Origin of the sequence: Vibrio sp. 10N, assembly GCF_036245475.1 — a bacterium.
GTDB lineage: Bacteria > Pseudomonadota > Gammaproteobacteria > Enterobacterales > Vibrionaceae > Vibrio.
This window is the reverse complement of record NZ_BTPM01000001.1, coordinates 136,015-149,911: the sequence shown is the minus strand read 5'-3', so window position 1 is coordinate 149,911 and position 13,897 is coordinate 136,015. Positions and strand designations below refer to the sequence as shown.

At 49.3% G+C, this 13,897-nt stretch carries 13 protein-coding genes and 1 pseudogene; 1 reads left to right on the top strand and 13 read right to left on the bottom strand.

Translation table 11 applies throughout. From position 1 onward, the window contains the following. Positions 1–93: 93 nt before the first annotated feature. A complete protein-coding gene (gene hemB, locus AAA946_RS00720) occupies positions 94–1,116 on the bottom strand; it encodes a porphobilinogen synthase (RefSeq protein WP_338163254.1) in 1,023 nt (340 codons plus the stop codon). Positions 1,117–1,248: 132 nt separating this feature from the next. Here hemB and AAA946_RS00715 point away from each other — a divergent pair, with 132 nt between their 5' ends. Continuing rightward, the gene (locus AAA946_RS00715; RefSeq protein ID WP_338163253.1) at positions 1,249–2,010 is read left to right on the top strand and encodes a TatD family hydrolase; all 762 of its coding nucleotides are present in this window, start codon (positions 1,249–1,251) and stop codon (positions 2,008–2,010) included. A gap of 362 nt (positions 2,011–2,372) precedes the next feature. On the opposite strand, the gene tatC is transcribed toward AAA946_RS00715, so the two are convergent. The 12 genes and pseudogenes from tatC to fliF all read right to left on the bottom strand — a co-directional run bounded on the left by tatC (position 2,373) and on the right by fliF (position 13,895). Then, positions 2,373–3,122, bottom strand: coding sequence for a twin-arginine translocase subunit TatC (tatC, locus tag AAA946_RS00710; protein WP_338163252.1), 750 nt, complete (start codon positions 3,120–3,122; stop codon positions 2,373–2,375). Between the two features lie 193 nt (positions 3,123–3,315). After that, positions 3,316–3,610 (bottom strand): annotated as a pseudogene (gene tatB, locus AAA946_RS00705) (Sec-independent protein translocase protein TatB); the annotation flags it as partial. A gap of 3 nt (positions 3,611–3,613) precedes the next feature. Further along, positions 3,614–3,865 carry a Sec-independent protein translocase subunit TatA gene (tatA, locus tag AAA946_RS00700; RefSeq protein ID WP_042502091.1) on the bottom strand — a complete coding sequence of 84 codons (252 nt, stop codon included), beginning with the start codon at positions 3,863–3,865 and terminating at the stop codon, positions 3,614–3,616. Between the two features lie 55 nt (positions 3,866–3,920). Next, positions 3,921–5,555 carry a ubiquinone biosynthesis regulatory protein kinase UbiB gene (ubiB, locus tag AAA946_RS00695; protein WP_338163250.1) on the bottom strand — a complete coding sequence of 545 codons (1,635 nt, stop codon included), beginning with the start codon at positions 5,553–5,555 and terminating at the stop codon, positions 3,921–3,923. Next, positions 5,552–6,187 (bottom strand): ubiquinone biosynthesis accessory factor UbiJ, encoded by a 636-nt coding sequence (locus AAA946_RS00690; protein ID WP_338163249.1) that lies wholly within the window; start codon positions 6,185–6,187, stop codon positions 5,552–5,554. Before AAA946_RS00690 ends, ubiB begins: the two co-directional genes overlap by 4 nt. Before the next feature lie 10 nt (positions 6,188–6,197). Then, positions 6,198–6,980 (bottom strand): bifunctional demethylmenaquinone methyltransferase/2-methoxy-6-polyprenyl-1,4-benzoquinol methylase UbiE, encoded by a 783-nt coding sequence (gene ubiE / locus AAA946_RS00685; RefSeq protein ID WP_338163248.1) that lies wholly within the window; start codon positions 6,978–6,980, stop codon positions 6,198–6,200. A gap of 45 nt (positions 6,981–7,025) precedes the next feature. Next, on the bottom strand, positions 7,026–8,540 hold the full coding sequence (gene rmuC, locus AAA946_RS00680) for a DNA recombination protein RmuC (protein ID WP_338163247.1): 1,515 nt from the start codon (positions 8,538–8,540) through the stop codon (positions 7,026–7,028). A gap of 67 nt (positions 8,541–8,607) precedes the next feature. After that, positions 8,608–9,039 (bottom strand): flagellar export protein FliJ, encoded by a 432-nt coding sequence (gene fliJ, locus AAA946_RS00675; protein ID WP_338163246.1) that lies wholly within the window; start codon positions 9,037–9,039, stop codon positions 8,608–8,610. Between the two features lie 37 nt (positions 9,040–9,076). Next, complete coding sequence (fliI, locus tag AAA946_RS00670; RefSeq protein ID WP_445206042.1) at positions 9,077–10,426, bottom strand: flagellar protein export ATPase FliI; 1,350 nt, start codon at positions 10,424–10,426, stop codon at positions 9,077–9,079. Then, complete coding sequence (gene fliH, locus AAA946_RS00665) at positions 10,419–11,168, bottom strand: flagellar assembly protein FliH (RefSeq protein WP_338163245.1); 750 nt, start codon at positions 11,166–11,168, stop codon at positions 10,419–10,421. The genes fliI and fliH overlap by 8 nt, the downstream gene beginning before the upstream one ends. Before the next feature lie 2 nt (positions 11,169–11,170). Then, complete coding sequence (locus AAA946_RS00660; protein WP_338163244.1) at positions 11,171–12,187, bottom strand: flagellar motor switch protein FliG; 1,017 nt, start codon at positions 12,185–12,187, stop codon at positions 11,171–11,173. Next, positions 12,153–13,895, bottom strand: coding sequence for a flagellar basal-body MS-ring/collar protein FliF (fliF, locus tag AAA946_RS00655; protein WP_445206041.1), 1,743 nt, complete (start codon positions 13,893–13,895; stop codon positions 12,153–12,155). The genes AAA946_RS00660 and fliF overlap by 35 nt, the downstream gene beginning before the upstream one ends. Positions 13,896–13,897: the final 2 nt, after the last annotated feature.

Below are 13,897 nucleotides of genomic sequence, written 5' to 3'. Positions count from 1 at the left end.
TAATGCGTCAACCACTAATTGAGAATATTTATCATTTAATTTTTACGATCAAAAAAGCCGGCATGACGCCGGCTTTCGCTCAAACATTGTCTATCAATCTTGCTGACTATCTTGAGCCAACCACTCTGCAACATCTTTAGCAAAGTAGGTCAGAATGCCATCCGCGCCTGCACGCTTAAAGCACAGCAATGATTCAAGTACCGTTTCACGCTCTTTGAGCCAACCATTTTGAATCGCCGCTTTGTGCATCGCATACTCACCCGACACTTGATAGGCAAAGGTCGGCACCTGAAGTTCGCTCTTCACACGACGCACTACATCTAGGTATGGCATACCAGGCTTAACCATCACCATGTCCGCACCTTCATTGATGTCCATCGCAACTTCGTGCAAGGCTTCATCGCTGTTAGCAGGATCCATCTGGTAATTTTTCTTATCGCCACCCTTAAGGTTGGATGCCGAACCGACCGCATCTCGGAATGGGCCGTAGTAGTTTGACGCGTATTTCGCCGAGTAAGCCATGATCTGTGTGTGCACATGACCCGCTTCTTCTAGCGCTTCACGAATACGGCCAATACGACCATCCATCATATCCGATGGTGCCACCACATCTGCACCGGCTTCAGCATGGGACAGCGCTTGTTTGATCAACACTTCCGTGGTTTCATCATTCTGAACATAACCATCTTCGTCGATAATGCCGTCTTGCCCATGAGTCGTGAACGGGTCTAACGCTACGTCAGTGATCACGCCCATTTGTGGCACATTTTCCTTCAGCGAGCGCACTGCGCGCTGCACCAAGCCTTCTGGGTTGTATGCTTCTGCGGCACAGAGACTTTTTGCATCCTGATTAACTACAGGGAATAGCGCAATGGCAGGTACGCCCAGTTTTGCTAGGTATTCGGCTTCTTCTAGCATCAAATCAATAGAAAGACGCTCAACCCCAGGCATAGACTCCACTGTTTCGCGGCGGTTTTTGCCCATTAGAATGAACATTGGGTAGATCAAGTCATCCACCGACACCTTATTCTCTGCCATTAAACGTCGGCTAAAGTCATGTTTGCGCATACGGCGCATACGGCGTGCTGGAAATTGACCTTGAATCGATACAGACACCTTTCTCTCCTTGTCTGGAAAAATGCGAAAATCAAGCATATCACTCTTGCATGTTCATGCTAGTAGTAAAATTGGAAAATGCTAAACCACAAGCGATATACTGGGTTTATTACTCACCAGATTTAGTTTGTCATGATAGATACACACGCCCATATTTACGCCGCCGAATTCGACCAAGACCGCGATGAAGTGGTACAGCGCGCCCTCGATGCAGGTATTGAGCACATTTTGCTACCGAACATCGATCTTGATTCAATTGAACCTATGCTCGCCACTGAAGCCGCCTACCCACAGGTCTGTCGCTCGATGATGGGCCTGCATCCATGTTATGTGGATGCCGATGTCGATCAGACGCTCAGCACCATTCACTCCTGGTTCGACAAGCACAACTTCATCGCCGTGGGTGAGATTGGTATCGATTTATACTGGGATAAAACCTACCGCAAAGAACAAGAACGAGCCTTCATCACTCAGCTTAACTGGGCCAAAGAGATGAACTTACCGGTAGTGATCCACACTAGAGATTCGATTGAAGAAACATTAACGTTACTGAAATTAGAACAAAATGGTGAGCTGCGCGGCGTATTCCACTGCTTTGGCGGCACGGTTGAAGAAGCCAAAGCGATCAACGACCTTGGCTTTCATCTCGGCCTTGGTGGCGTCTCGACCTTTAAGAACTCAGGCATGGACAAAGTGATCCCTGAATTGGATTTGAGCAAAGTGATTCTAGAAACTGACTGCCCGTATCTAGCACCAGTGCCTCATCGCGGTAAACGCAATGAACCAGCCTACACCGAGCTCGTGCTAAAGCGCATAGCAGACCTCAGACAGCTAAGTACTAAAGAAGTGGCACAAGTAACAACAAACAATGCAAAATCACTGTTTTCATTGTGATTTTGTATTGTTTATCGCTCATTTCGTGATCAAGATCGAGTTTAGTGTACACCCGATAACCTCAAGTTAACGTAGAATATGCGGCATGTTTATATGCCACTGCAGACAAAGGAAGTGTGGCAGGGGTCACGCACATTTATCTCGGAGGTCGGTATGTGCCAACATGGAAATCTACTGCAGCGTCAACACCGCACGTTTTGGCAAAAAGTCATGGGCATCAAAGAAGTGTATGTATGTTCACATTGCGGTTACGTACTGAAAATCCGCTAACTCACCACTTGGCTCTTAACCAACAAATACAAAAATAGCGGCCTAGACCGCTATTTTTATCATCATGTTGATGTCATCAAAAGCTTGCAAACTTACTCTTGTTCTGTCTCTTCAACATCATCCTTACGCGTATAGAAACGCGCAAAGAACAAGCCAACCTCAAACAGCAAACACATAGGAATAGCCAGTAAGGTTTGTGAAATCATGTCTGGCGGTGTGAGTAGCATACCCACGATAAATGCGCCGACCACAATGTAAGGACGCTTTTGTTTTAAACTTTCTACATCGGTTGCCCCGGTCCAGCACAGCAAAATAATCGCGACCGGCACTTCAAATGCAATACCAAACGCTAGAAACAGCGCTAGCACGAAATCGAGATAACTCGCGATATCAGTCGCGAACTCCACCCCACCCAACGATATGGCGGTGAAAAAGCCAAATACCAACGGGAATACCACAAAGTAAGCGAACGCCACGCCACAATAAAACAGCAATGAGCTCGAGAACATCAGCGGCATGATCAGTTTTTTCTCATGCTTGTACAAGCCGGGGGCTACAAACGCCCAAACCTGATAAAGAATGTAAGGCACTGCAACGAAAACCGACGAAATTAGAGTCAGTTTAAGCGGGGTAAAGAATGGTGATGCGACATCGGTGGCGATCATTGTCGCGCCCTCTGGCAGCCTCTCTACCAAAGGTTTAGAAACAAAGTCGTAAATGTTGCCAGAGAAATACACCAACGCTAAGAACACCACCAACACCGCGACAATGGCACGCAGCAGTCGGTTACGCAGCTCTAGCAAATGGCTAATCAAAGGCTGTGTCTGTTCGACGGAAGACATGAAAACCTCGAATAAAATACCGTGACGGTCGGCAAGTTAACCACCGACCCACGTTCGACATACATACAAACAAGGGCTGATAATCAGCCCTTGTTCAGATCTTTTTCTGGAGACTCATTCTCAGCAGGCTTGGCAGATTCTGAATGGCTCGTCTCTTGCGGACGAGATTCAGGGTCTGCCTCTTTCGCTTTATCGCTTGCGTACGGACGCGTAACGTCTCTAGCAGCCTGCTTCAATTCTTCCACCGAACTTTTCAGCTCAGGCGAGAGGTCTTCCATGCCCATTTTCTCAGCTTTTCGCAGGTTCTCTTGAAGCTCTTGAACTTTAAGCTCATGCGACAGCTCGTCTTTGACGTTGTTCGCCATCGCTTTTGCTGAGCTGATAAAACGAGAAACACTTCGGATAGCCGTTGGTAGGCGCTCTGGTCCCAGAACTACCAAACCAACTACAGAGATGAGTACCAGTTCCCAAAAACCGATATCAAACACGAATTATGCCTGCTCTTTATCTTTCTTTGTTTCAGTCGAAGCGTCTGTTTTTTGTTGCTCAATGTTCTTTGGTTCAAAATCTGCATCTTTGTCGTCAGATTTTTTTGCCGTTGGCTCATCTTCGCTCATGGCTTTCTTAAAGCCTTTTACAGCACCACCTAGGTCGCCGCCAATACCACGCAGTTTCTTGGTTCCAAATAGCAGAATCACAATCACTGCAATGATAAGAAGTTGCCAAATACTAATACCGCCCATTCTTTCTACCTCGGGTCTTGATTAACAAACAAATGATTTAATACGAGTTTATCGCTTAACGCCTGTAAGTACGCCAACTGAACAACCAAAATGTGATACCAGCAACGCCAGAAATCACTGACAGCTGCTCATAAGGTCCTTCAAGTAATATGGCGGAGCATACGATTAAAGTTGCGCCAACGCCAAACAAAAATTTACCGGTTCCATGTTGCCGTTTTGTTTCACGGTATCCTTGGTACAAGGTATCCATGCGTTGATTCATAGCTTTACCTTGTTTCAGGCTATCGTACAGCAACTCAGGAAGTTCCGGCAATTTTTCTGCCCAAAACGGTGCGCGATCTTTGATACCGTTAATCACCGCCTGTGGCCCAACTTGATTCATCATCCAGTTTTCGAGAAACGGCTTCGCTGTCTCCCATAAGTCTAGCTGTGGATAAAGCTGTCTGCCTAGTCCCTCAACATAGAGCAAAGTCTTCTGCAGCAATACCAGCTGCGGCTGCACTTCCATATTGAAACGGCGCGCGGTATTGAAAAGGTTCAGTAGCACATGACCAAAGGAAATTTCACACAGTGGCTTAGCAAAAATCGGCTCACACACCATACGAATCGCAAACTCAAACTCGTCGACATTGGTATCGCGTGGCACCCAACCAGAATCCACATGAAGCTCAGCGACTTTACGATAGTCACGATTGAAGAATGCCAGGAAGTTCTCCGCTAGGTAGCGTTTATCTTCGCTGTTAAGCGTGCCCACAATGCCACAATCGAGACCAATCCAAAGTGGATTCTCTGGGTGATCATAGCTAACAAATACGTTGCCCGGATGCATGTCTGCATGGAAGAAGCTATCGCGAAATACCTGGGTAAAGAACACGCTCACACCGCGTTCAGCCAGTAGCTTCATGTTGGTGCCATTGGCTTCTAGTGTCGGGATATCGGAAACCTGAATACCATAGATGCGCTCAGAAACCATCAAGCTTTCGCTGCTAAAATCTGGAAGCACTTCTGGCACATACAGCTCTTCGCTGCCTTCGAAATTACGGCGCAGCTGAATTGCGTTGGCCGCCTCTCGGCGCAGATCGAGCTCATCAAGCAAGGTCTTTTCATACTCGCGAACCACCTCGACCGGTTTCAATCTACGAGCGTCTGGCAGCGCTTTTGACACAATACGTGCCATGCGATACATGAGTTTTAGGTCGGCATCGATCACCGGACGAATATCCGGGCGGATGACCTTAAGTACCACCTCTTGACCGGTGGATTTCAGTTTGGCGGTATGCACCTGTGCAATCGATGCAGACGCCAATGGCTTGATATCAAAATCGTCGAACCAGTTTTCAATCGGGCCACCGAGTGCCAGCTCCATTTGCGACTTCGCCAGCTCACCGTCAAACGGAGAGACTTGGTCTTGCAGTAGCGCCAGCTGGTCAGCGATGTGTGGTGGGAAAAGATCGCGACGCGTCGACATCATCTGACCAAACTTGATCCACACCGGACCGAGCTCTTGCAGCGCCAAACGCAGGCGCTCACCCAACGGCTTCTCTGGATGCTTGTTCTTCATCCAAAACAGCGAACGTCGGGCCAGCAGTGGCGCCTTGGTCAATTGATGCGTTGGCATCAGTTCGTCAAGGCCATACTCCAGCTGTACCTTGATGATATGGTAAAGACGTTTTATTTCACTCGGAGTCATACACGCTCCGAGTCGGCATTGTCATTGCTCGCGGCTTCTAGCAGCGCATCGAGACGAGCATTCAGTCGCTCAGCTTGGCTGCGCACCTCGTCAACATCGTCACAGAATGCAGCAATCGCCAATGGTGGCGGGGCAATCTTCCACTCTTCGGTCAGCACCTGACCAAAGTGATCTTGATGTTTTGCCGCCTGTGACGCGATAAAACCAAACAGGTTTTTCGCCCCTTGAACGGCAGTATGCGCAACCACATCACCGGTCACACGCGATAACCACTCTTCGATATCCGGCTTACAATCTGTCAGCAGCGCGGAGAACTTCTGCGCCAACTGGATATCACCCTCCAGCTCTAGCTTATCTTGCTTAATCAGCTTAGTGATGTTGGCTTGATCTTTGAGCTCTGGGAGCACAGAAAGATTGAGTGATAGGTAACAGTTTGGCTCACCCTCATAATTGGCAAGCACGTCCAATTGATGGCTGAACACAAACGTCAGTGACTTATTGAACTCACGCAGGTGAACTTGGATCACCTGACCTTTTAGGCGAGTGACACGACTGACCAATGCATCATCGTCGTTGATCAGCGTATTAAGCGTGGTTTCCACTACCGCGGTCACTAATGGGTCAAATGGCATGACTCAATCCTTAGAATTTGTATCCACGGTGCAGGGCAACAATGCCACCGGTCAGGTTGTAGTATTTGGTTTGCTCAAAGCCTGCGTCTTGCATCATGCCTTCCAGAGTATCTTGGTCTGGGTGCATGCGAATTGACTCAGCAAGGTAGCGGTAGCTTTCCGCATCGTTCGCCACCAGTTCACCCATTTTAGGCAGCAAGTGGAACGAGTATGCGTCATACACTTTTGACAGTGGCTCGAGAATAGGTTTGGAGAACTCCAACACCAACAGACGACCGCCCGGTTTCAATACACGGAACATAGAGCGCAGAGCTTTGTCTTTGTCCGTGACATTGCGTAGGCAAAAGCTGATAGTAATACAGTCGAAGTAATTGTCTGGGAATGGTAGCTCTTCAGCATTCGCTTGCACGTAATGTACATTACCAACAATGCCAGTATCACGCAGCTTGTCGCGACCCACATTAAGCATTGAGTTGTTGATATCAGCGAGTACCACATGGCCTTTGTCGCCAACGATACGAGAGAACTTTGCCGTCAAATCACCCGTACCACCACCTAGGTCAAGAATGCGCTGACCCGGTCTTGCACCACTGCAATCAATAGTGAAGCGTTTCCATAAACGGTGAACACCGCCCGACATTAGGTCGTTCATGATGTCGTATTTCGCCGCTACCGAGTGGAACACTTCCGCAACGCGCGTCACTTTTTCTTGTTTCGCGACTGTTTCAAAGCCGAAGTGCGTGGTGTCGTCTTGTTGATTTAGCTGATTCGATTGCACAGTACTTTCCGTCATTATTCTTCCTCTTGGGCAGCGTTACGTCTCTGTCGCCGCAAGCGGTCAGTTTACTTTATCCATGTCTGGTTGTCTTTCCACCAGTGCATCATTTTGTGCGATTTCTGTGAGCGAAGGAGAAATCGAGCGTTTTACCTCAACGCCAAGCTGTTTAAAGCTTTCTGCCTGACGAATCGCATTGCCGCGTCCCGTGGCTAACTTATTCATCGCACCTTGGTAGCTTTGGTTAGCTTTATCAAGCGCGCCGCCAAGCCCTTCCATGTCATCCACAAACAATCTTAATTTGTCGTAAAGCTTGCTGGCCTTGTCAGCGATAACCTGAGCATTTTGGTTTTGTCGGTCATTGCGCCATAGATTATCAATGGTGCGCAGCGCCACCAACAGTGTGGTTGGGCTGACGAGAATGATGTTGCTTTCCATCGCTTCTTTCACCAAGTTTGGGTCAGCCTGAATCGCCACTTGGAACGCTGGCTCGACCGGGATAAACATCAGTACGTAATCCAGCGAGCGAATACCTTTAAGCTGATGGTAATCTTTTTGCGACAAACCACGAATGTGATTACGCAGCGCCAGTAAGTGGTCACTTAGGGCGCGATCACGCTCGGCATCAGTTTCAGCGTTGAAATAGCGTTCATACGCCACCAGCACCATTTTCGAGTCAATCACCACCTGCTTTTCTTGAGGTAAGTGAACAATCACATCAGGCTGATAACGCTTGCCCGCTTCATTTTGCAGACTCACTTGAGTTTGATACTCATGGCCTTCACGCAATCCCGATTCCGCAAGTACGCGAGCAAGTACCACCTCACCCCAGTTGCCTTGCTGCTTGTTGTCCCCTTTCAATGCCTGAGTCAGGTTCATCGCCTCTTTGGTCATCTGATCGTTCAGGCGCTGCAAGTTCTTAAGTTCATGCACTAGGGTATGGCGCTCTTTGGCTTCTTGGCTAAAGCTGTCGTTCACTTGCTTTTTAAAGCCTTCAAGCTGCTCTTTGAGAGGGGTTAAAATACCTTCCAAGCTTTGGCGGTTTTGCACGTCGACTTTGGCGGTTTTGGCTTCAAATACCTGATTAGCGAGACGTTCAAACTGCTCCTTTAAGCGCAGCTCCGACTGTTGTAATAGCTCCAGCTTTTCACTGTCTGAGCGTTGCTGCTGCTGATAGGTAGCAAGCTGCTCACGTAACTGAGCTTCCGATTGCGCACGCTGCTGCTTCACTTGCTCAAGCTCGCTGGCGTATTGCTGACGCTCTTGCTTCACCGCATCGAAATAGCGCAGCTTCTCCATCGCCGCCATCACCTTACCGTGCGCTTGCTTGAGTTCAAACGCCGATTTATCTCGCTCATCATCGAGCTCATCAAGCTCTTGTTTCGCTTCTTGTAATTCGGTTTTCAGACGCTCGATCTGCTGCTCTAGTGCAGAGGCTTCTAACTCCGCTTTGTGCTCTGCCAAAGCTTGCAACTGACGAGATTTAAAATGCAGTACTGCGGCGGCAGAAAAACCGACCACAGAGCCTAGTGATGTGATTGAAAGTAGGAGGGTTTGATTATCAATAATCCATTGCATGGTGTGCTTGCCATCAGCCGAAACTCTTACGCTAATGGTAATTTATACTGGATAAATGTCCAGATATTTACAGGTCACGGCGCTTGAAACGGGCGTTGATAATGTCTTCGATAAGCTTTTGCTCACGCTTGGCTTTTTCGTAGTTCTGTTTTTTGTTCCAGCGCTCTAGCACCTGCTCTAAGCCTTGCACTCGCGCCGCTTTTTGTTGCAACTGCTTTTGTACCGACTGACACTGCGCTTCCATCACCGCCTGCTCATGTTGGTGATGCACGAGCATTTTTTGCAGCATTTGATCCGCTAAGTTGAGATTCATCAACCCGACACTGCAGGTTTTGATCGCCCCATGAAAGTTACGCGCTTTGAGCTCCGACAATGCCACCAATTGCTGACTTAAGTGCTCACTTTGATGACGCATCGACTCTAGCTGAGCGCCAATTTGATCACGCCTAAGCTCTTCAAATTGAGTCATCTTACCGACGGCACGAATCTTACTTTCCATGGCATACGTTCCTTGTCACCTGAGTTAAGGTACTTAATTAAGCGCTGGGTTGAGCTTGAAACAGCGTCGCCAGCTCGGTCAAACTACTCGTGAGGTTCACCGCTTGGTTGGCATCTTGCAAAAGGTAGCCTTTCAGTTGCGGGTGCATGGCCACGGCACGGTCGAGTTCGGGATCTTGGCCTGGTTGATAACCCCCCAGAGGCAGCAGCTCTTTCACCTGCAAGTAGCTCGAGTACAACTGTCTGAATTGGTTGGCGATCGTCGAGTGAGCTTGTGGGGTACAGCCCGACATACAGCGGCTAATCGAGGCATTAATATCAATCGCAGGGTAATGACCTTGCTCTGCCAGTTGGCGAGAAAGCACCACGTGCCCATCTAAGATGGCTCGCGCCGAATCGACCACCGGATCTTGCTGGTCGTCACCTTCTGCCAGCACCGTATAAATAGCCGTTAAGCTGCCATCGGGGTGTTCACTGTTCCCTGCGCGCTCTAATAGCTGCGGCAACACGCTAAATACCGAGGGTGGATACCCTCTCGAGGCGGGCGGCTCGCCAAGCGCTAAGGCAATTTCACGCTGTGCCATGGCATAGCGGGTTAGCGAGTCCATCATAAGCAAAACATCGTTGCCTTTGTCGCGAAAATACTCGGCCACGCGATGACAAAGCTGCGTGGCTCGCAATCTCATTAACGGTGACTCATCGGCTGGGGCAGCAATGATGATCGCTTTACGGCGCATCTCTTCCGTTAAGTTACGCTCGATAAATTCGCGTACCTCACGACCACGCTCACCTATCAAGCCAACGACGATCACATCCGCTTCTGTGTTCTGGGTAATCATCCCCATCAACACACTTTTACCGACGCCACTGCCCGCCATCAAACCAATGCGCTGGCCTTTACCAACCGTTAATAGACCATTAATGGCGCGCACGCCCACATCCAATGGCGTATCCACCGGACGTCTTTTTAAAGGGTTGATCGGGTTGGGTTCTAGAGAAACTCGCTCGCCGCCTTTGAGTTTATTGCCATCATCGAGCGCTTCACCCAGCCCGTTGACGACGCGTCCCAACCAGTGGTTACCTAGGTTGACCGAACTGTCACCATCGAGCGGCACCACTTTGGCACCTGCAAACAGGCCACCCAGTCGACGTATAGGCATCAGATAGGCAATGTTATGGTCAAATCCCACCACCTGCGCCTCAATCATGTCACCTTCGTCGGTTTCCACTAAGCAACGCTGTTCAAGCTTAAATCGGCAACCTACCGCTTGCAGCATCAGGCCATTCACTTTTACCAAACGTCCCGTCACTCGCGCGACTGGGATCGTGCTCAACGATGCAATTGCATCATGCAGGCGATCATTGAGAAGTGGCGAAAAGTTAGACATCGCGTTCCTCAGCGTCATTGGCAATGACTTCATCCAATAGGTGCTCTTTAACCGCATCCATGCAGGTTTCTAGGCGAGAATCACAGCTGGCATCTGCTTCGGCTTCATCGGTAACCAAATGACAACCACCCACAGGAAGCTCTGCTTTCGCAACCAACTTCCAGCCAGCCGCCAGCTCAGGGTTAATATCAGTAATACGTTCCAGATCTTGCGGGTTTAGGTACACAGTGACCTTTTCCGATTTACCCGGCATCGCTTCCAGTGTTTCATCCACCAAGGCAAGTATTTGCTGCGGCATCAGAGTCAGTTCAGCGCGGATCACTTGCTGGGCAACCTTTTGCACCAACTCACAAATCACATGTCTTTGCTGCTGCTCTTTCTCCTCTTGCCAGCGCGAAAGCGCCACATAAATATCGTTCACCGGTTTGACGGCGTCTAAATAGGTCTGCTTACCGGCTTGCTCACCAGAGACAAAGCCTTGCTGAAAGCCCTCTTTTTGGCCTTCTGTCATCCCTTGCTGCTTGCCTTGCTCAACACCTTGGTTAAATCCTTCACGATGACCACGTTCAAGGCCTTGCTGAAAACCTTCTTCCAATCGCTGTTGAATATCCATCTGCGTTGGAGCGTCATCCCAGTTAAGGTCCGCCGCCAGCTCCTCACTGGCTGAAGGTTGTGCAACCGGAGGAAAGCGGTGCTGACGATAACCTGTTGCTGGCAATTTGAATGCTTTGCTGCGCGTCATGATTACTCCACCGTCTGCTCTTGATACAGAGTGAGTTCAATCTCACCGGCTTCCGACATTTCTTTAATGATCTGCATAATTTCGTTGCGTGCACGCTCTACCGCACTCAATGGCACGGCACCACGCAATTGCATGTCATCCTCAAGTGCTTTCACCATACGCTGAGGCATCGAGGCTTTAATGGCTTGCTGTAAGGTAATCTCTGCTCCTTTCAGCGCCACAGACCAAAGCTCAACTGGCACTTGCTGTACCAAGGCATCCATGGTGTCTTCGCGCTGTCTGCCAAGCACCATGAAGTCGAACATGTTTTCTTCGATTTCGCTCACGACCTGTTCGTCATGCAGCTTGAGCATTTCCATCAACATGGCGCGATCACCGGAGAAGCGGTTGATGATGTCAGCCACCTGTTTAACCCCCGACATCGGCGCACTTTGACTCACCGAGACTTGCTCGATGCAGCGTTCAATCAGTTCATTAAGATCGCCCACTACCTGATGGTCGATATCTTGCAAAGTTGCGATTCGGTACAGCAACTCATCGTGATAGTCCGATGGCAAGTGATTCAGCACTTGCGAAGACGTTTCTGGCGGCAAGTACGCTAGGAAAATGGCTTGCATCTGCGGGTGCTCATTCGCCACAAAGCGTGCTAACACTTCAGCCTCAACCCATTGCAGTCGCTGCATGTTATTGCGAATTTCATCACCGTAGAGGTTATTAAGCAGACCTTTCGCCAGATCGTTACCCAATGCTTTACGCAACGTATTCGACAAATACTCTTTGGACGCACCACGAATACCACTGTGCTGTCTAAAATCGTCAAAGAAGTGTTGAATGACACGCTTAGCACTGTCGCTTTTAATGCCACTGAGCTTTGCCATGGCTTTAGTGACGCGCTGCGTCTCATCACGAGAGAAATGACGTAATACCTGTGCGGCGGCATCTTCGCCCATACCGAGCAGCACCAATGCCGTGCGTTCGACGTGACTAAGCGTTGCTGGCGTTGACTGTGCTGTTTTCATTGACGTTTACCCATTGTTTAAGGACTTCGGCCACGCGCTCCGGCTCTTCGGTCGCGATAAGTTGTAGATGTTTCAATTGCAGTTCCAGCGGTGATCCCGGTGGTGGTAGCATGTCGCTGCTTGCATCCAATCCAGAAGAAGTGGATTCAATACCGCGCTCACTAAGTTTGCGGTTGAGGCGCTCTTCGCGCTCACGCTCTTCACGGGTTTGAATGTTTTCTTGGTACTCTTCTTCCTGTGGTTCAGCAAATTCCAGTTCATGACCACGCTTGTCCGCGCCCGTTAAATGCATGATCAGTGGACGCAACACAAAGAAAATCATCGCCATACCGAGCATACCGCCAATCACGTAACGCAATGGCTGTTGAACCGTAGGATCTTGCCACCACGGCATTGCTGGCGGCGCTTCAATTTCAATCGGCGTAAAGTTAAAGCTCATCAAACTCAAACTATCGCCACGCTCGGTAGAGATGCCCACTGCATCGGTGATCATGGTAGAGATTTGTGCACGCTCAGCCGGTGTCCACGCCGTACCATTTGGTGCCGCGGTTTCGTTAAGTAGCACAGAAACACTTAACTTATCGATTTGACCTTGCTGATACTGAGTGCGACGAATGGAGCTGCCGACCGCGTACTGACGATTCAGCTCACTACGTGCGTTGGTATTTTGACTGTCGTTGGTTGGCACCTCACCCGTGACTGGCGGTTGATTACTCAAAGAGCCCGGAATACCAAGGGCAATCTTATCGACCGTGTTGTTGTGAATGCTGTGCTCGTTACGCACCACAGGGTTGGAATCGAGAATTTCTTTGGTCTCTTCAACTTGGCTAAAGTCCATATCCGCCGCCACTTGCACACGGAAATTACTCGGGCCCACAATCGGCGTCAGCATGTCTGCTGCACGCTGAATGATCTGTTTCTCAACGTTCTTTTGATATTCCAGATATTTTGCATTGACCTTACCCGTTGCCGCTGAGGCAACGTCAGCACTGAGCAGACGACCATATTGGTCGATGACAGAGACCGACTCTGACTTCATGCCCGTCACACTGCCGACCACCAAGTTGATGATCGCTTCCACTTGATCCGGCTTGAGATCTTCACCCGGTTTTAGCTCGATCATCACCGACGCCGAAGGATCTTCACCTTGTTGGCGCACAAACAGGGTTTGTCTTGGGATAGCTAGGTGCACGCGAGCATTGGAAATGGCATTAAGAGAAATGATGGTGCGAACCAACTCCCCTTCCAAACCATGACGATAGCGTGCGTTTTCCATGAATTGACTGGTACCGAGCGAGCTGTCTTCTTTGAGTGAGTCTAGGCCAGTAGGCAGCTGCGCTTTAACGCCTTTTGCTGCCAGTAGCATACGAATTTTCGCGACTTGGCCTTCTGCAACCAGTACTTGACCGTTCTGTTCTTGCAGACGATAAGCAATGCCTTCTGACTCCAAGACTGAAACGATTTCACCAATATCAAAACGCTCTTGCTGACTGTACAGTGGACGATAACTCTGAGACGAACTCCATAATGCGACCACAATAATGGCAGCAACAATCGCCGCTAAGACAGCAGAAAGTACGAGGTTACGCTGCGAACTCGACCACAGCTTCTTCAATTTGACTTGAACGTCATCCGTTTTGGATGTCGACTTCGGCGCGACATCAATAGGGCCTGGCATTGCTGCCGTTTGAGGTGCTAATTCTGACATGG

Bases quoted from the DNA above. Each gene is read 5' to 3' on its own strand.
- fliJ (WP_338163246.1), bottom strand. From the start codon at position 9,039: ATGGAAAGTAAGATTCGTGCCGTCGGTAAGATGACTCAATTTGAAGAG.
- AAA946_RS00715 (WP_338163253.1), top strand. From the start codon at position 1,249: ATGATAGATACACACGCCCATATTTACGCCGCCGAATTCGACCAAGAC.
- tatA (WP_042502091.1), bottom strand. From the start codon at position 3,865: ATGGGCGGTATTAGTATTTGGCAACTTCTTATCATTGCAGTGATTGTG.
- tatC (WP_338163252.1), bottom strand. From the start codon at position 3,122: ATGTCTTCCGTCGAACAGACACAGCCTTTGATTAGCCATTTGCTAGAG.
- ubiE (WP_338163248.1), bottom strand. From the start codon at position 6,980: ATGACGGAAAGTACTGTGCAATCGAATCAGCTAAATCAACAAGACGAC.
- rmuC (WP_338163247.1), bottom strand. From the start codon at position 8,540: ATGCAATGGATTATTGATAATCAAACCCTCCTACTTTCAATCACATCA.
- AAA946_RS00660 (WP_338163244.1), bottom strand. From the start codon at position 12,187: ATGAAAACAGCACAGTCAACGCCAGCAACGCTTAGTCACGTCGAACGC.
- fliI (WP_445206042.1), bottom strand. From the start codon at position 10,426: ATGTCTAACTTTTCGCCACTTCTCAATGATCGCCTGCATGATGCAATT.
- fliH (WP_338163245.1), bottom strand. From the start codon at position 11,168: ATGACGCGCAGCAAAGCATTCAAATTGCCAGCAACAGGTTATCGTCAG.
- ubiB (WP_338163250.1), bottom strand. From the start codon at position 5,555: ATGACTCCGAGTGAAATAAAACGTCTTTACCATATCATCAAGGTACAG.
- fliF (WP_445206041.1), bottom strand. From the start codon at position 13,895: ATGTCAGAATTAGCACCTCAAACGGCAGCAATGCCAGGCCCTATTGAT.
- AAA946_RS00690 (WP_338163249.1), bottom strand. From the start codon at position 6,187: ATGCCATTTGACCCATTAGTGACCGCGGTAGTGGAAACCACGCTTAAT.